13 protein-coding genes are annotated in these 17,503 nt (G+C 73.1%); 7 read left to right on the plus strand and 6 right to left on the minus strand.

Going from position 1 to position 17,503, the window contains the following annotated elements; genetic code table 11:
* The first annotated feature begins 182 nt into the window (after positions 1–182).
* The 6 genes from ACIP4Z_RS28835 (at position 183) to ACIP4Z_RS28860 (ending at position 8,171) form a co-directional block, all read left to right on the plus strand.
* The gene (locus ACIP4Z_RS28835) at positions 183–656 is read left to right on the plus strand and encodes an RpiB/LacA/LacB family sugar-phosphate isomerase (protein ID WP_401312999.1); all 474 of its coding nucleotides are present in this window, start codon (positions 183–185) and stop codon (positions 654–656) included.
* A gap of 4 nt (positions 657–660) precedes the next feature.
* Positions 661–855, plus strand: a complete 195-nt coding sequence (locus ACIP4Z_RS28840; RefSeq protein WP_355348316.1) for an SPOR domain-containing protein — start codon at positions 661–663, stop codon at positions 853–855.
* Positions 856–914: 59 nt separating this feature from the next.
* Positions 915–1,307 (plus strand): (deoxy)nucleoside triphosphate pyrophosphohydrolase, encoded by a 393-nt coding sequence (locus ACIP4Z_RS28845; protein ID WP_401313002.1) that lies wholly within the window; start codon positions 915–917, stop codon positions 1,305–1,307.
* 23 nt (positions 1,308–1,330) lie between these two features.
* On the plus strand, positions 1,331–2,161 hold the full coding sequence (locus tag ACIP4Z_RS28850; protein ID WP_401313005.1) for an alpha/beta fold hydrolase: 831 nt from the start codon (positions 1,331–1,333) through the stop codon (positions 2,159–2,161).
* 725 nt (positions 2,162–2,886) lie between these two features.
* A complete protein-coding gene (locus ACIP4Z_RS28855; RefSeq protein WP_401313008.1) occupies positions 2,887–5,415 on the plus strand; it encodes a SpoIIE family protein phosphatase in 2,529 nt (842 codons plus the stop codon).
* A 212-nt stretch (positions 5,416–5,627) separates the two neighbouring features.
* Positions 5,628–8,171, plus strand: coding sequence for a SpoIIE family protein phosphatase (locus ACIP4Z_RS28860; RefSeq protein WP_401313141.1), 2,544 nt, complete (start codon positions 5,628–5,630; stop codon positions 8,169–8,171).
* Positions 8,172–8,208: 37 nt separating this feature from the next.
* Here ACIP4Z_RS28860 and ACIP4Z_RS28865 read toward each other — a convergent pair whose 3' ends face one another.
* From ACIP4Z_RS28865 to ACIP4Z_RS28890, 6 genes are all read right to left on the minus strand, one after another.
* Entirely contained in the window at positions 8,209–8,925 is a 717-nt protein-coding gene (locus tag ACIP4Z_RS28865) for a PspA/IM30 family protein (RefSeq protein WP_391049258.1), read from the minus strand.
* 126 nt (positions 8,926–9,051) lie between these two features.
* A complete protein-coding gene (locus ACIP4Z_RS28870; RefSeq protein ID WP_401313012.1) occupies positions 9,052–11,106 on the minus strand; it encodes a TPM domain-containing protein in 2,055 nt (684 codons plus the stop codon).
* Positions 11,107–11,283: 177 nt separating this feature from the next.
* Positions 11,284–12,051, minus strand: coding sequence for a succinate dehydrogenase/fumarate reductase iron-sulfur subunit (locus tag ACIP4Z_RS28875; RefSeq protein ID WP_355348299.1), 768 nt, complete (start codon positions 12,049–12,051; stop codon positions 11,284–11,286).
* Positions 12,048–14,033: a fumarate reductase/succinate dehydrogenase flavoprotein subunit gene (locus ACIP4Z_RS28880; protein ID WP_391161666.1), complete on the minus strand. Its 1,986-nt coding sequence runs from the start codon at positions 14,031–14,033 to the stop codon at positions 12,048–12,050. Before ACIP4Z_RS28880 ends, ACIP4Z_RS28875 begins: the two co-directional genes overlap by 4 nt.
* 1 nt (position 14,034) lies before the next feature.
* Positions 14,035–14,859, minus strand: a complete 825-nt coding sequence (locus ACIP4Z_RS28885) for a hypothetical protein (RefSeq protein WP_355348294.1) — start codon at positions 14,857–14,859, stop codon at positions 14,035–14,037.
* A gap of 94 nt (positions 14,860–14,953) precedes the next feature.
* Complete coding sequence (locus tag ACIP4Z_RS28890; protein ID WP_355348291.1) at positions 14,954–15,241, minus strand: hypothetical protein; 288 nt, start codon at positions 15,239–15,241, stop codon at positions 14,954–14,956.
* Positions 15,242–15,593: 352 nt separating this feature from the next.
* On the opposite strand from ACIP4Z_RS28890, the gene ACIP4Z_RS28895 reads away from it, so the two are divergent.
* Positions 15,594–17,351, plus strand: coding sequence for an ABC transporter family substrate-binding protein (locus tag ACIP4Z_RS28895; protein WP_355348288.1), 1,758 nt, complete (start codon positions 15,594–15,596; stop codon positions 17,349–17,351).
* Positions 17,352–17,503: the final 152 nt, after the last annotated feature.

Below are 17,503 nucleotides of genomic sequence, written 5' to 3' on the forward strand. Positions count from 1 at the left end.
GGTACGGATGGTCCGGGCGGTACGGGCGCTGGTGCCCACTCCGGCGTGCGCCCGGCGTGACCGCCGGGGGCGTCGGACACGTGTGACCTACAGTCAACTTCTGGTCGAACACCTGGCCGGAACGGTACCTCTTCGTGTCATTCCGTGCCCGCGCCGTGAACCTCGGGCGTAGGGTCGGGCATATGCGCATCGCCGTTTCCTCGGACATGGATGAACCGGTGGCCAGGCAGGTCGTCGACGAGCTTCGTCACCGTGGTCACACGGTGCTCGCCTACGGCGCACTGCGCCCCGGAGACCGCAAGGACTGGGCCTGGAGCGCGGAGGCGGCGGCCCGCGCGGTGGCCGAGGGCGCGGCCGACCAGGCGGTGGTCTGCTGCTGGACCGGCACCGGCGCGTCCATCGCCGCGAACAAACTCCCGGGCGTCCGGGCCGCGTTGTGCGCCGACGCGTACACCGCGCGGGGTGCCCGCCGCTGGAGCGACGCCAACGCGCTGGCGCTGAGCCTGCGTTCGGTGTCCGGCGCCGTGCTCGGCGAGATCCTGGACGCCTGGTTCGACAGCGCCGCGAGCGACGCGGCGGACGACCGGGACAATGTCGCGCACCTGGCGGACCTGGAAGCCGGTTCCGCTGCCGCGACCTCGCCTGAGGGGGCCTGAGCTGATGACGACCGACCTCGTATGGCTCCTCATACGGCAGGACGAGAGCGGCAACCGGTACCGGGTCGGGCGCTACGCCACCCGCGCCGAGGCCGAGCGCGTCGCGGCCACGCTGAACGGCCCCGGCCTCAACCGGGACCAGCAGCAACGGCGTTACGTGATCGAGCGGTTGACGCCGCGCGCCGTGCAGTCCTCGTAACGGGTTCGCGCCGCGCGCTGTGCGGGTCGCGGGTCTCCGTCTTACGTATCCTGCGTCGCATGACCGAACGTGTGGTGGTGGGCGGGGCCGTGCTCGACGCCGGACGGCTGCTGGCCGCGCGGCGGACCGCGCCGCCCGCGCTGGCGGGACGCTGGGAACTGCCGGGCGGCAAGGTCGAGGCGGGGGAGAGCCCGCCGGACGCGCTCGTGCGCGAGCTGCGCGAGGAGCTGGGCGTCACGGTGGAGCCCCTTCAACGCGTCCCCGGCGCCTGGCCGTTGGCCAACGGCCTCACCCTGCACGTCTGGACCGCCCGCCTGGTGAGCGGCACGCCCAGCCCCCTCCAGGACCACGACGAGCTGCGCTGGCTGCTCCCCGCGCAGACCTCCGACGTCGACTGGCTCGACCAGGACCGCCCGGCGGTCGAGTGGGCGACACGCCTTCTGGTCGGCTGACGGCCTGAGGGTAGGGTTTTTCGGTGTCCGCGACCGAGACGGGGGATTCGATGCTGGTGCAGGTGGAACGCGACGGTGTGGTGCTGGTGCTCGGCCACCGGGTGGGCGAGGGCAGGCCGCTGCTGATCGTTCCCGGGGTCATGGCCGACGCCGTGTCGTGGCAGCCGGTGGTGGACGCGCTTCCGGCCGGCCGGCCGGTGTACGTACTGAACCGGCGCGGCCGACGGCCCAGCGGTGAGCTGGGTGACGGATACGGGGTCGGCACCGAGGTCGCGGATCTGCGGCGGGTGCTCGACGAGGTGGCCGGGCGGCACGGCGGCGACGGCGGGGTGGACCTCTTCGGCTGGAGCTACGGCGGCCTGATCGCGCTGGAGGCCGCGACGCGGCACTTCGGCGTCCGTTCCCTGACCCTCTACGAGCCGGTGGTGCGGCCCTTCGGCGCGCAGGTGCTGGACTCGCTGCGCGCGGCCGACGCGGCCGGTGACCTGGACCGGGCCGTGGAGATCGTCAACCGGGACGTGTCCGGATTCTCCGCCGAGTACGTCGCGGAGCTGCGCCGGAGCCCGGCCTGGCAGGTGCTGCGGCCTCTCGCCGCGCCGCTCGGGCGCGAACTGACCGCCCTGAACGAGCACCACGCCGACCTGGCCGCCTACGGGAAGCTCGACATGCCCGTCACCCTGCTGATCGGCGGCGACAACGACGGCGCCGGGCCCTACTGGGAGCCCTTCGCCCGCATCGCGGGCGCCATGCCCCGCGCCCGCGTCCACGTCATTCCTGGCCAGGGCCACCTCGCCCACGTCCAGGGCCCGGCCGCCCTGGCCGCCGCCCTCACCCAAGCCCTAGCCCTAGCCTGACGGCCCCGCCCGCCCCCTGTCCGCCCTCGCCGCACCAGCCCCCGGCGGGACCCCGCCGCACCTGCCCCGGCGCGGACCCCGCCGCGTCCGGGGCTTTCCGTGCCACCGACCCCGACCCCGACCCCTGGTCGCATCTGGCGCCTGCGCCTGGCCAACCCGGCCACCCTCGGCCTCCAGCCGGCCCCGGCCGACTCCCGACCTCGGGCTCCCGTCGCTAGCGCCGCTCCAGGCGTTTCCCGCGCCGCTGGCTTCGCCCCCGCCGCGCCTGGCCGGCTCCGGCCGACTCCGGACCCCGGTCGCCTCCAGCGCCCGCGCCGCGCCGCGCGCTCCCCGCTGGCCCCGGCCTCCCGGCCGACCCCGGCCGCTACGCCGTCTCCCCGTGGCCCGCGCGGTATCGGGGTGTTTGGGGGAATATCGGGTAAGAGGGATAATTCCCACTGACAGTGGCCGGGGCGGAACCGGCCCGACCCGGTCGGGGGTGACGCATGAGCGCCAGCGGCGGCGATGGCCCTGAGGCGTCCCCGAACCGCGCCCCGGACCCCGCCGCAGGCGGTCCCGCTGAGGTCAGCCCGGACCCCACCGAGGGCGGCCAGGCTCCCGCCGCAGGCGGTCCCGCCGCAGGCGGCCAGGTCCCCGCAGGGGAGAGCCCCCCGGCGGGGGAGAGCCACCGGGCCGGGGAGGGGGAGCCGGGGGTGGGGCGGCCGCATCGGCATCATCATCCGGATATGGATCCCGATCCGGAGTCGTGGGGTGAGGGGCGGGGAAAGAGCACGGGGACGCTGCTCGACACGCTGCGGGTGGCGGTCGTCATGCTGGACACGTCGGGGCGGGTGCTGCTGTGGAGCCCCCTGGCACAGGAAGTGCTGGGCTGGGCGGGGGAGCACATCGTGGGCCGCCGGGTGGGCGGACTGTTCGGGCCGCCCGAGAGCCCGCCGGGACAGTCCCCGCGGCGCGGGCCGGACGAGATCCCGCGGATGCCGGACCCCAGCCCCGCCGAGCAGATCCTCGCCGACCTGCTGCGAGGGGGCCGCTGGGACGGCATCCTCTCGCTGCGGCACCGCGACGGCCACACCGTCCAGGTGGAGACCCGCGCCTCGCTGCTGGTCGACGGCGACGGCCGCCCCTTCGTCCTGGCCTCGATGGTCGAGACGAGCCGCCTGCGGACGCTGGAGCACGACCTCGCCGCCCTCGACTCGCTCTTCGACTCCTCACCCCTCGGCGTCGCCATCTTCGACCGCGACCTGCGCTACGTACGGCTCAACGAGGCGCTGGCGGCGATGAACGGCAGGCCCGTCGCCGACCACATCGGCCACACCGTGCAGGAGGTGCTGGACGAGCGCTCGGCCGCCGACCTCACCGCGCTCCAGCGGGACGTCCTGGCCACCGGGCGCCCGGTGATCGACCTGGTCACGTACGCGCCGCACGGGCGCGGCCACCGCTCGCTGTCGTACCACCGGCTGGTCGACCGGGCCGGGCGGGTGCTGGGGATCAGCGCCACCGTCATCGACGTGACCGAGCGCGTGCAGGCCGCCGCGAAGGTCGAGCGGGCCCGGCGGCGGCTGGCGCTGCTCAACGACGTGGGCACCCGGATCGCGAACGTGCTGGACGTCCGCCGGTGCGCCGAGGCGCTGGCCGCCGCCGTCGTGCCGACCTTCAGCGACTACTCCGGGGTGATCCTGCACGCCGAGGTCGCCGACGGCGGCGAGCTGCCGACCGCGCCGTACGGCGACAACACCCCGATGCGGCAGCTCGGCACGGGCGCGGTGCGCTGGGGGCCCGAGGTCGAACGGATGATCCTGACCGGGCAGCCGATCCGCTTCACCCGCAAGTCGATCTTCGGCACGGTGCTGATCACCGGGCAGCCCCGGATGGTGAGTTCGGAGGAGGAGCTGCTGGCCACCACCTTCCCCGGCGACCCGAAGGTGCGCGCGGCCATCGCGCTCGGCGTCCACTCGCTGCTCGTGCTGCCGCTGCGGGCCCGCGGCGTCGTCCTCGGCCTGCTGGTGGTCAGCCGGGCCCGCGAGCGCGAGCCGTTCGACCACGACGACCTGGCCCTCGCGATGGAGCTGGCCAACCGCGCGGGCGCCGCCCTGGACAACGCCCGGCTCTACGTCCGCGAGCGCGAGGGCGCCCTGATGCTCCAGCGCAGCCTGCTCCCGCAGAGCGTCGTGGAACCGCCCGGCGTCGGCGTCGCCTTCCGGTACGTGCCCGGAAGCAGCGGCGCGGAGGTCGGCGGCGACTGGTTCGACGTGATCCCGCTGGCCGGGGGCCGGGTCGCCTTCGTCGTCGGCGACGTGATGGGCCACGGCCTGGGCGCGGCGGCCACCATGGGCCGGCTCCGTACCGCCGTACGGACGCTCGCCGGGCTCGACATGCCGCCGGACGAGCTGCTGCGCCGGGTCAACGAGCTGGGCGACGACCTCGCGCAGGGCCAGGCCGAGGGCTGGATGGCCACCGCCGTCTACGCCGTCTACGACCCCTCGACGCGCCGGATCGCCATCGCGCAGGCGGGCCACCTGCCGCCGGTCCTGGTCGAACCCGTCACGCGGGCGCCGGGCGGCGAGGAAACCGGCGCCCACCCGGACGAGTGCCAGGCCCGGCTGGTCGAGCTGCCCTCCGGCGTCCCCCTGGGCGTCGGCGGCGTCCGCTTCGAGACCACGGAGCTTGCGGTCGCCGACGGCGCGGTCCTCGTGCTCTACACCGACGGCCTGGTGGAGACCCGCGGCCAGGACATCGGCGAGGGCCTGGAACGGCTGCGCCAGACGCTGTGCCGCCCGCTGCCCTCACTGGAGGACTCCTGCGACGACGTGCTCGCCATCATGCAGCCGGGCCGCGAGCCCGACGACGTGGCGCTGCTGATGGCCAGGCTCGGCGGGCTGCCCGCCGGATCCACCGCCTCCTGGACGTTCCCCGCCGAGCCCAGCGCCGTCCGGCTGGCGCGCCGCCGGGTCCGTGACACCCTGGTCGAATGGGGTCTCGCGCAGCTCACCGACGTCACGATGCTGCTGGTCAGCGAGCTGGTCACCAATTCGCTGCGGTACGCGCACGGACCGATCGGTGTACGGATGGTGCGCGGCGGCTCGCTGCTGGTGGAGGTCTCCGACCCGCTGCCGGACCCGCCGCGCGAGCGGATCGCCACCCTGGAGGACGAGGGCGGCCGTGGTCTGCAACTGGTCGCACGGGCCTCACGGCGCTGGGGAACGCGTCACGGACCGTTCGGAAAGACCGTCTGGTTCGAACTGGCTCTGCCGTGACGCGCGCGATGATTCACGGGAGCTGTGCCGGGTATGCCGAAGACGCGGGAGCGAGGGGTGTGACCGCGCTGTCCCGGGGACGGTCCCCGTACCCCAGGAGCCGAGATGATGCTGTGATCGACAAGACCGTGTGCTGGACGGTCCTCATGCTGAATACTCGGCTCCAACCGGTCCATGTGTGCTGAGCTGGAGGGGTCGGGCGAGTGAGCGACATGCCAGCGAGGGCGGTACCGCCCCGAGACGACACGGACGCGGTCGACGCGGTCTGGCAGTCGAGTCCGCCCGGTTCGCTCTACGACTACATACGCGTGGCGTCGTTCTCGCTCGACGGTGACGGCCGGATCGACCAGTGGAGCGCGCGGGCCGCGCAGTTCTTCGGCGTACCGGCAGAACGCGCGCTCGGCCGCGACCCGGTGAACGCCTTCGCGCCCGAGCACCTACGCGAGCGCGCGCACGAGCGCCTCGCGGAGATCCTCGACGGCCACGAGTGGACCGGACTCGTGCCGTACCGGGACGCCTCCGGCGGCCAGGGCCTGGCCGAGGTCTACGTGATGCCCGCCGACCACGGCGCGCTGTGCATCGCGGTCGACGTCGCCACGCTGCGCCAGATCGAGACCGATCTGGCCGCCTCCCAGGCGGTGTTCGGGCAGTCGCCGATGGGCTTCGTGCTCTTCGACACCAGCCTGCGGCTGATCCGGGTCAACGAGCGCTTCGCGACCGTCTTCGGCCGTGAGGCCGAGGAGAACCACGGCCGCGGCCCGCACGACTTCCTCTCCCGCGTCGAGGCCGACCGGCTCAGCGCCGCGCTGCGCCAGGTGCTGGAGACCGGCGAGCCCGTCCTGGACATGCCGCTGGTCGGCACCGTGCCCGGCGATCCGGGGCGGCGGCGCTGGTCGATGTCGCTGTACCGGCTGCACAGCGGCACCGGGCGGCCGATCGGCGTCGCGGGACTCGCGATGGACGTCACCGGACGTCAGCGAGCCGAGCGCGAGGCCGCGCACGCCCGCCGCAATCTCGCGCTGCTCAACGAGGCGGGCGCCCGTATCGGCACCTCGCTCGACCTGGAGACCACCGCGCGCGAACTGCTGGACGTCGCCGTCCCGCACTTCTGCGACATCGCCTCCGTCGACCTCTACCAGGCCCTGCTGTCCGGCGCCGAGGATCTGACGGGCACCACCGACGGCAGCGGGGACGTGCGCCGGGTGGCGTTCGCCAGTTCCGTGTCGGACGCGCCGATAGCGATGGCCGGGGACGACGACGATGTGGCGGACGGCCCGGTCGCGGTCGGCGCCGTGCACCGCTACCGCTTCAGCTCCGCCAGCGCGCGGGCGCTGCGCACCGCGCAGCCGCAGGTGATCGACGGCGACGGGGGGCCCGACCTCGGCGGCACCCTGGTGCAGTCCACGCTCGTGGTGCCGATGGTCGCCCGCGACACCGTTCTGGGGCTGGTGCAGTTCTCCCGCGCCAAGGGCAGCGAGCCGTTCGTGGACCGCGACCGGATGCTCGCCGAGGAACTGGCCGCCCGCGCCGCGGTGTTCATCGACAACGCCCGGCTCTACCGGCGCGAGCACGAGCGCGCGCTGATCCTCCAGCGCAGCCTGCTGCCCCCCGACGACCCCGAGGCCGCGGGCCTCGACATCGCCTGCCGCTACCTGCCGGGCAGCATGGAGACCGAGGTCGGCGGCGACTGGTTCGACGTCATCGAACTGCCGGGCCACCGCACCGCGTTGGTGGTCGGCGACGTGATGGGCCGCGGCCTGCGCGCCGCCGTCGCGATGGGCGAACTGCGCACCGCCGTACGGACCCTGGCCGCGCTCGACCTCGAACCCGCCGAAGTGCTGGGCGCGTTGGACGAGGTGGCCAACGGCCTCGGCTCCCCGAACCAGGGCCGCACCCGCCGGGCCAAGGACCGCGGCGGCGCCGACCTGTCCGAGGTCTACCTGGCCACCTGTATCTACGTGGTCTACGACGCGGTCACCCGGCGCTGCACGATCGCCAACGCGGGCCATCTGCCGCCGGTCGTCGTGGAGTCGGGCGAGTCGCCGCTGCTGCTCGAAGTGCCCAGGGGAGTGCCGCTGGGCGTCGGCGGCGAGCCGTTCGAGGAGATCGAGGTCGAGCTGAACGAGGGCGCGCTGCTCGCCCTGTACACCGACGGTCTGGTGGAGTCCCGCAACCACCCGCTGGACGAGGGCCTCGACGCCTTCCGGGACTCGCTGGCCGGGCCGCCGAGACCCCTTGAGGACATCTGCGACCACGTGCTGGCCACCCTGGACACCGCGCACGGCGAGGACGACATCGCCCTGCTGATGGCCAGAATCCGCGGTCTGCCCGCGGAGCAGGTCGGCGACTGGACGCTGGAACCGCGCCCCACGTCGGTGGCCAGGGCCCGCGAGCTGGCCCGCGAGCAACTGCTGAGCTGGGGGCTCGGCGACCTGGTCGACACCACGGAACTGTTGGTCAGCGAGCTGGTCACCAACGCGCTGCGGCACGGCTACGGCGACATACGACTGCGGCTGCTGCTGGACCGCACCCTGGTGTGCGAGGTGTGGGACAGCGCCCTGGTGCAGCCGCGCCGCCGCCGCGCCCGTGACACCGACGAGGGCGGGCGCGGCCTGCAACTGGTCACCATGCTCAGTGAGAGCTGGGGCAGCCGTCGTACCCACCGCGGCAAGACCGTCTGGTTCGAACTCGCCCTGCCCGGCGAGCAGTCCCACTCCAGCGGTCCTTCGGTGGACGAACTGCTGAGCATGTTCTAGCGCCTGCCGCGCGCGGCAGGCGGACGGCCCTCGGAGGTCAGGCCGCGCGGTCCTTGAGCTTGGCCAGTCGCGCGTCGATCTCCGCGCTGTCGCCGAGCGCGTCCAGCGACTCGAACTGCGCGTCGAGCGAGGACGCGGCCAGCTCCTCCTTGCCCTTGGCCCTGGCCTCCTCGCGCCGCACCTTGTCCTCGAAGCGGCCCAGCTCGCTGGTCGGGTCGAGCACGTCGATGTTCTTGACCGCGTCCATCATCTGGTTCTGCGCCTGCGCGGACTTCGCGCGCGCCACCAACGAGTCGCGCTTGCCCTGGAGTTCGCCCAGCTTGGCCTTCATCGAGTCCAGGCCGGACTTGAGTTTGCTCACGATCTCGTTCTGCGAGGCGATCGTCGGCTCGGCCGTCCGCGCCTCCTTCTCGGACTGGAGCTGACGGCCCAGCGCGATCTTGGCGAGGTTGTCGAAACGGTCGGCCTCCGCGGCGTTGCCCGAGGCGCGCTGCTCGTCGGCCTTCTTGCTGGCCGCCAGCGCCTTGTCGCCCCACTCCTTGGCCGCCGCCACGTCCTCGGCGTGGTCCTGCTCCATCAGCCGCAGATTGCCGATGGTGGTGGCCACCGCCTCCTCGGCCTCGCGGATGTTGGTGGTGTAGTCCCTGATGAGCTGGTCCATCATCTTCTGCGGGTCCTCGGCCTGGTCGAGGAGGGCGTTGATGTTGGCCTTGGCGAGCTGGGTCACCCGGCCGAGGACGGTCTGCTTCGTCATGGTCGTACTCCTTGCGTGTCCGTATCCGTGGGCCAGAAAGGGCCGGAAAGAGGGGCCGGAAAGTAGGGGGCCGGAAAGTAGGGGGCCGGAAAGGAAGGGGGCGGATAGAAGGGGAGTCAGGGGAGTTCAGAACCGGCCGCCGCCGCCCATCCGGCCGCGGGTCTGGCCGCCGCCGAAGCTGCCGGGTCCCGAGCCGCCGCCCCCGAAGCCCCCGCCGAAGCCGCCGCCGCCCCGGCCGCGCCCGCCGCCGAGGATCTCGCCGAGGATGATCCCGCCGAGCACCGCGCCGCCCATGCCGCCGCCGGAGCGCCGGCCGCCGGGTCCGCCGAAGCCCCCGCCGTACCCGCCGACGTCCCGCCGGGCCGCGTCCTGCGCCTGCCGGGCCAGCCGGTCCGCCTCCTGCGCGTGCGCCAGCGCACCCGCCGCGTCGGAACCGGCCAGCGCCTCGGCCTGCTGGAGCCGCCGTTCCGCCTCGGTGAGCCGGGTACGGGCCTGGCTGCCGACCGCGCCGCGGTTGGTGGTGACCATGTCGCGGGCGGCGGCCACCTCGCTGCGCGCCCCCAGCAGCGCCTGGTCCAGCAGCCCGCGCGCCCGCTGCTCGCTGACCTCCCGCTCGCGGGCCCCGGCCAGCGCCTCGTCCAGCGCCGCGTCCGCCTCCTCGACCCGGCGCAGCCCGGCGATCGGGTCGTAGCGCCCCGCCGCCAGCTCCTGCCGTACGTCGGCCACGACCGTCTCGGCGCGGGCGATCCTGCCCTGGAGGTCGGCGGTGGAGACCCCGGCGGCGGTGCCGCCGAGCAGGCCGCGGGCCTCGGCGAGGTCGGTGTCGGCCTCGGTCAGCGCGTCCCGCAGCTTCCCGTCGGCCTCCGCCAGCTCCTGGGCCCTTCGGGTGACGGAGTCGGTGAGCATGACCGCCTGGTCCAGCGCGCCCTCGGCGGCCCGTACGTACACGGCGACCTTGCCGTGGTCGGTGCCGACGGCGGCCCTGGCCTGTACGAGGCTGGCGTGGGCGAACTCCAGCCGGTCCCTGGCCTCCGCCGGGTGGCCGGTGACCGGGTCGAGCGCGGCGTCCGCGTACTTCTGCGCCAGCGGCGCCAGGGACGCTTCGGCGGTGTCGATCCGGCTCGGCAGCGCCGCCGCCTTCGCCTCGGCCTGCTCCAGCACCTCCGGCGCGTTCGCCTCCAGGGCGCGCAGCCGGTCGAACGCCTCGGACTCCGCGTCCAGCCGCCGGTTGGCCTGGGTGCAGCGGGACAGGATCTCGTCCAGCATCTGCCGGCGGGTCGCGTCGTCCTCGGGTATCGCGTCGTCGAGCTGCTGCCGCAGCCGGAAGGCCGCGGTCAGCTCGGTCTTGGCGTACTCGACGGCCTCGGCGAACGGCCGCGCGGCCTCCTCGCCGAACTGCGCCGCCGCGAAGCCCACGTCCTCCTGGCTGGTGCGGACCGCGTCGTCGGTCTCCACCAGCAGATGCTTGGCCTGCGAGTCCAGCTCGGGCAGCGGGGTCGGCTGCGGGGCGCCCCAGCCGCGCTCGCCGGGCGCCGGTCGGGCGGGCTGCCGCGGGCCGCGCTTCCTGCGGAACGCCCACACCCCGACCGCGCCCGCGGCGCCGACGGCCACCACCGGAATCCACAGGTCGGCCGCGGAGTCGCCCGGGGGCGCCCCGCTGCCGCCCGGGTCCGCGGTGCCGGGGGTGATCGAGGGGACGGTCACCGGAAGGCCGCTGAGGACCGCGTCGTAGCCGGTGGCCGCGCCGATCGCGGCGCCCGCCCAGTCGTTCTGCCGCAGCGCGGGCTCGACGGCCTGGCTGCTGACCTCGTTGAGCTGGGCCGCGGTCAGGCCGGAGTCCTGGTCGGCGGAGACCGCGTACTGCCGGTCGTGGGTGGCCACCGCCAGCAGGACGTCCCGCTGGCCCAGGCCGTTCTTGGTCGCGGTCGCGTTCGCCCAGTCCTGCGGAGCGCGGCCGGAGAAGGTGCGGACGTACGCCACGAAGAGCTGGACGCGCTGCTTCTGGTAGAGGCCGTCCAGCGCCGTGACGACCTGCGGCTGCCGGTCGCCCAGTGCGCCGACCTTGTCGGTTATCTGGCCGGACCTGGACAGCGTGATCGGGTCGTCCGCCCGTGCCGACGGCGTGCCGGACAGCAGCATCAGGGCGCCGAGCGCCGCAACGATTCCCGCGAGTCGCCGCATGCGTACCGCGCCCTTCGCCGCGCCACGGCCGCTTGCCGCGTGCTCCTTTTCGGAGGCTATGTCCGGTGTGTCCGGAGCGCGACTCGGAGTTCCGTTTCTGATCCCGCCAGCCTGCCCGCCCGCCTGCTCCCCTGCCCGCCCCGTGCGGGGCAGGCGGGCAGGCAGGGGAGAGGGGAGCTACTCGCCGCGGCGGCGGATCTTGTTGCCCAGCCAGATCAGCGGATCGTACTTACGGTCCACCGCCCGCTCCTTGAGCGGGATCAGCGCGTTGTCGGTGATCTTGATGTGCTCCGGGCACACCTCGGTGCAGCACTTGGTGATGTTGCAGTAGCCGAGCCCGTGGTCCTCCTGCGCGGACGAGGCGCGGGTCAGACCGGCCTCGGAGGCCGCGTCCAGCGGATGCATGTCCAGCTCCGCGATCCGCATCAGGAAGCGCGGCCCGGCGAACGACGTCTTGTTCTCCTCGTGGTCGCGCACCACGTGACAGGTGTCCTGGCACAGGAAGCACTCGATGCACTTGCGGAACTCCTGCGAGCGCTCCACGTCGACCTGCTGCATCCGGTACTCCCCGGCCGCGACCCCCTTCGGCGGCACGAACGCCGGGACCTGCCGGGCCTTGTCGTAGTTGAAGGAGACATCGGTGACCAGGTCGCGCACGACGGGGAAGGTCCGCATCGGGGTGACCGTGATCGTCTCCTCCGGTGCGAAGACCGACATGCGGGTCATGCACATCAGCCGGGGCCGTCCGTTGACCTCCGCGCTGCACGACCCGCACTTGCCCGCCTTGCAGTTCCAGCGGACCGCCAGGTCGCCCGCCTGGGTGGCCTGGAGGCGGTGGATGATGTCGAGCACGACCTCGCCGTCGTTGACCTCGACCTGGTAGTCGCGCAGCTCGCCGCCCTCGGCGTCACCGCGCCACACCTTGAAGTGCGCTTCGTAACTCACCCGTCGAGCTCCTCGTCCGTCAGGTATTTGAGCAGCTCGTCCCTGTCGAAGAGGTCGAGCAGGTCGCCCCGGATCGGGTCCGTCGCGCGCCGGCGCAGACCGATCTGGCCGTGGTCGGGGTCGGTGGCCGCCAGGCCCCCGGTGGGGTCGGTCAGCTCGCAGACCAGATTGACCTTGCGCCAGGCGCGGTCCATCTCCGGATGGTCGTCGCGGGTGTGGCCGCCGCGGCTCTCGGTCCGCTCCAGCGCGGCACGCGCCACGCACTCGCTGACCAGCAGCATGTTCCGCAGGTCGATCGCCAGGTGCCAGCCGGGATTGAACTGCCGGTGCCCCTCGACGCCCGCCCGCCGCGACCTGGCCCGCAGCCCGGTCAGCCGGTTCAGCGCGTCCTCCATCTCGGGACCGCGCCGGATGATGCCCACCAGGTCGTTCATCACCTGCTGGAGCTCCTGGTGCAGGGTGTACGGGTTCTCCGCGGGCCGCGCCCCGCCCGCCTGCGCGCCCCCGCCCGCCTGCGCGCCCCCGGCGGCCTCCGCCGCGTCCGCGTCCTCCGCGCTGAACGGCCGCAGCGCCTCGGCCGCCGCGGTGTCGATCTGCTCCTCGGGTACGACGGGACGCGCGCCCTCGACGAACGAGGCCGCGTACCGCGCCGCGTGCAGCCCGGCCCTGCGGCCGAAGACCAGCAGGTCGGAGAGCGAGTTGCCGCCCAGCCGGTTGGAGCCGTGCATGCCGCCCGCGACCTCGCCCGCCGCGTAGAGCCCCGGCACCCCGCGCGCCGCGGCCGTGTCCGGGTCCACGTCGACGCCGCCCATCATGTAGTGACAGGTCGGGCCGACCTCCATCGGCTCCGCGGTGATGTCGACGTCCGCCAGCTCCTTGAACTGGTGGTGCATCGACGGCAGCCGCCGCTTGATCTCCTCGGCGGGCAGCCGTGTCGACACATCGAGGAAGACGCCGCCGTGCGGGGTGCCGCGCCCGGCCTTCACCTCGGAGTTGATCGCGCGCGCCACCTCGTCGCGGGGCAGCAGCTCCGGCGGTCGGCGGTGGGTGTCAGGGGCGGAGTACCAGCCGTCGGCCTCCTCCTCGGACTGCGCGTACTTCTCCTTGAAGACGTCCGGCACGTAGTCGAACATGAACCGCTTGCCGTCGCTGTTGCGCAGCACCCCGCCGTCGCCGCGCACCGACTCGGTGACCAGGATGCCCTTCACCGACGGCGGCCAGACCATGCCCGTCGGGTGGAACTGGATGAACTCCATGTTGATCAGCGGCGCCCCGGCCAGCAGCGCCAGCGCGTGCCCGTCGCCGGTGTACTCCCAGGAGTTGGACGTCACCTTGAAGGACTTGCCGATGCCGCCGGTCGCCAGCACCACCGCGGGCGTGTCGATCACGAACAGCCGCCCGGACTCGCGCACGTAACCGAAGACGCCCGCGACCTTGTCGTCCTGCTTGAGCACGCGGGTGACCGTGCACTCCTGGAAGACCTTCAGCCGCGACTCGTAGTCGCCCGTCTCCGCGAAGTCCTCCTGCTGGAGCGAGACGATCTTCTGCTGGAGGGTGCGGATCAGCTCAAGGCCCGTACGGTCGCCGACGTGTGCCAGCCGCGGGTACTCGTGGCCGCCGAAGTTGCGCTGCGAGATCTTGCCGTCGGGGGTGCGGTCGAACAGCGCGCCCCAGGTCTCCAGCTCCCAGACCCGGTCGGGAGCCTCCTTGGCGTGCAGCTCCGCCATCCGCCAGTGGTTGAGGAACTTCCCGCCGCGCATGGTGTCGCGGAAGTGCACCTGCCAGTTGTCACCGGAGTTGACGTTGCCCATGCTGGCCGCGATGCCGCCCTCGGCCATCACCGTATGGGCCTTGCCGAACAGCGACTTGCAGATCACGGCGGTACGCATGCCCCGCTCCCGGGCCTCGATCGCGGCCCGCAGCCCGGCGCCGCCCGCGCCGACCACGACCACGTCGTACGCGTGCCGTTCGACTTGTGTCATCTCAGAAGAACCTCGGATCGTCGAATACGCCGCTGGAGACCAGATAGATGTAGAGGTCGGTGAGGCCGACGCTGATCAGGGACGACCAGGCGAGCAGCATGTGACGGCCGTTGAGGACGCCGACCCAGCCCCAGAGGCGGTAGCGCACCGGGTGCGCGGAGAAGTGCCTGAGCTTGCCGCCCATGATGTGCCGACACGAGTGGCACGACAGCGTGTACGCCCAGATCAGGATGATGTTCACGAGCAGGACGACCGTGCCCAGACCCATGTGGCCCCAGCGGTCGTGCTCGTCGCGGAAGCCGAGCACCGTGTCGTAGGTGAGGATGCCCGCCACCGGCAGCGCGAAGTAGAAGAAGTAGCGGTGCACGTTCTGCAGGATCAGCGGCAGCCGGGTCTCGCCGGTGTACTTCGCGTGCGGTTCGGCGACCGCGCAGGCGGGCGGCGAGGCCCAGAAGCCCCGGTAGTACGCCTTGCGGTAGTAGTAGCAGGTCAGCCGGAAGCCGAGCGGGAAGACCAGCACCAGCAGAGCCGGTGACAGGCCCCACCAGTCGCCGAACAGCGGCCAGTTGGCGCCGCCCTTCATGTCCGCGCAGTTCGACGCCAGGCACGGCGAGTAGAACGGCGAGACGTAGGGCGCCGCGTAGTAGTGGCTGTTGGCGAAGGCCCGCCAGGTCGAGTAGACGACGAAGGCCGCCAGGCCGAGCGCGGTGACCAGCGGTGGCACCCACCACCGGTCGGTCCGCAGATGCCGTTCGGAAATGGCCGCGCGCCCCGGCGTCAGGACGCCGCGGCGCGCGGTGGGGGAAGGGGTGGTTCCGGTGGCCAAGGAGGACTCCGAAGGAACGGGGGAGGGGACGCCGCCGGGTGCGGGCGCCGAGGGGTGCGGGGGTGGTACGGCCGCCGCGGGCCGGTGCCGCGCGCTACGGCGCGTGCCGGTGCGGCGAGCCCAGCCCCTCGTCCTCCGCGTCGGCCCACAGGCCGCGGTCGTACGGCGCGTCCGGGATCGTCACCATCTCGACCTTGCGGATGCCCGCGGTCGTCGGGACGGCCTCGTGCAGCAGAGCCAGGCTCTCCCGCAGATGGGCCGCGTCGGCCCGCACCCTGCGCATGTCCAGGCTGTCGCCCACGTGCTCGTCCAGCCGCCCGACGCAGCGCATCAAATCGTCGAGCCGCCGGGTGACCGACGTCAGATCGTCTTGCAGGGACATACGGATGCCTCACCTTCTCCGCCGTGCGGGGGTGATGCGGTTGATGACGCTGCCGCGCCTGGAAGTGTCGCGCGTCACACCTTCGGTTGGGAAGACGCGTGCACCAATTCCCCTCCGGGCGGTTCGCCGGTCTCCGGGCGCGCCGCCCGCCCGGCCACCCCGCGCAGTCCCCCGCGCCCCTCATGGGCCGCCCCCCGCGCCAAGGGGCCGTCCGGGTGGAAGAGCGGGGCATTGCGGTCGTGTCGGGGCGGAGAGCCGCTCCTCGTCCCCTCCACTGGGAAGTGATTACCCGGAAATCAGGCCAAATGAGTATGTCCCCGGTCTATGCCGGGCCGCCGGAGGTGTCCGATCCATGAACCGCAGCGCGAACCCACCCGTATTGCGCGCCGCCGTGGCGCTGACCGCCGGGGCGGCCATGACCCTGACCGCCTGCTCCTCGGGCGGCGGCGCCGCCGGGACGGCGGGCACCGACATCGCGACCGTCTCGCGCGCGGGCGTCCGCGACGGCGGCACGCTGCGCTGGGCGACCGATGAGCTGCCCCGCACGCTGAACGCGTACCAGGCGGACGCGGACGCCGACACGCTGACGATCGCGGGGGCCACCCTCCCGGCGATGTACCGGCTCGACGGCCACGGCTCCCCGCGGGCCGACAGCGACTTCCTGGCGAGCGCGGACGTCGCGCAGTCACCGCGCCAGGTGGTCACGTACCACCTGAACCCCAAGGCGAAGTGGAGCGACGGCCAGGCGGTCGGCGCGGCCGACTTCGTCGCCCAGTGGAAGGCGCTGAACGGCAAGAACAGCGCCTTCTGGACGGCCCGCAACGCCGGTTACGACCGGATCTCCGACGTCCGGCAGGGCAAGGACGCCCAGCAGGTCGACGTCACCTTCGCCAGCCCGTACGCGGACTGGAAGTCGCTGTTCAGCCCGCTGTACCCGAAGTCGGTGACCAGTGACGCGGACACCTTCAACGACGGCGTGCGCACCAAGCTGCCGGTCGTCGCGGGCCCCTTCGCGGTCGAGGCCGTGGACACCAAGAAGGGCACCGTCACGCTGGACCGCAACAAGGCGTGGTGGGGCGAGCCCGCCAAGCTCGACCGGATCGTGCTGACCGCCGTGCCGGTGGACAAGCGCCCCGCCGCGCTCGCCGCGGGCACCCTCGACCTGGCCGAGATCGACCCCGGCGCGGTCACCGCCGTGACCGGGACCAAGGGCCTGGCCGTACGGAAGGCGCCCGACGCCGCGTACGCGCAGCTCGCCATCAACGGCAGTACGGGACCGCTGGCCGACGAGCGCATCCGGCACGCCGTGGCCCGCGCCATCGACCGCAAGGCCATCGCCACCGCCGTGCTCAAGCCGCTCGGGCTGCCCGACGAGGCGCTCGGCAACCACCTGGTGCTGCCCTCGCAGGACGGCTACCGCGACAACAGCTCGGCGCTCGGCACCAACGACGTGCAGCAGGCCCAGGCGCTGCTGGCCGACGCGGGCTGGACGCGCAGCAACGCCAAGACCGGCGACCAGGCGGCCGGCGGCCCCGGCCGTACCGCGGCCTCCGGCGCCGTCACCGTCGTGGAGCCCGCAGCCGCCGTCAGCAAGGCGGGCAAGCAGCTCACCATGCGCTTCGTGCTCCCGGCGGACTCCCCGACGCTGGACGACGTCGGCACCCGGATCGCCTCGATGCTCTCCGGCATCGGCATCCGCACCGAGATCACCAAGGTCGCGGGCGACAGCTACTTCCAGGACCACATCGCCTCGGGCGACTTCGACCTGGCGCTCTACTCCTGGCCCGGCACGGCCTACCCGGCCACCGACGACACCCCGATCTTCGCCAAGCCGGTGCCCGCGCCCGACGGCTCGCTGACCGTGGCGCAGAACTACACGCGGGTCGGCACCGACCAGATCGACCAGCTCCTGGACCGGGCGGGCGGCGAGCTGGACACCTCCGCGGCCCGCGACCTGACCTCCAAGGCCGACGCCCGGATCTGGGCCGCGGCCGGTTCCATCCCGCTCTACCAGCGCCCCGGCCTGGTCGCGCTGCGCACCACCGTCGCCAACGCGGGCGCCTTCGGCTTCCAGACCCCCGACTACCAGAACCTCGGCTTCCGCAAGTAGGCGCGCGCGGTCGCGGAAAACCGTGCGATTACGGGCCCCAAATCCCCTCTGAAGCCAGCCATCGGCGGCCGAGGGGGGTTGGGGCCCGTACCATGGGGTAAGGCCGCGGCGTGACCTTGCCCGGCAGGCGAGCGCGTCAACGAGGAACGCGA

Source organism: Streptomyces sp. NPDC088910, assembly GCF_044749865.1.
GTDB lineage: Bacteria > Actinomycetota > Actinomycetes > Streptomycetales > Streptomycetaceae > Actinacidiphila.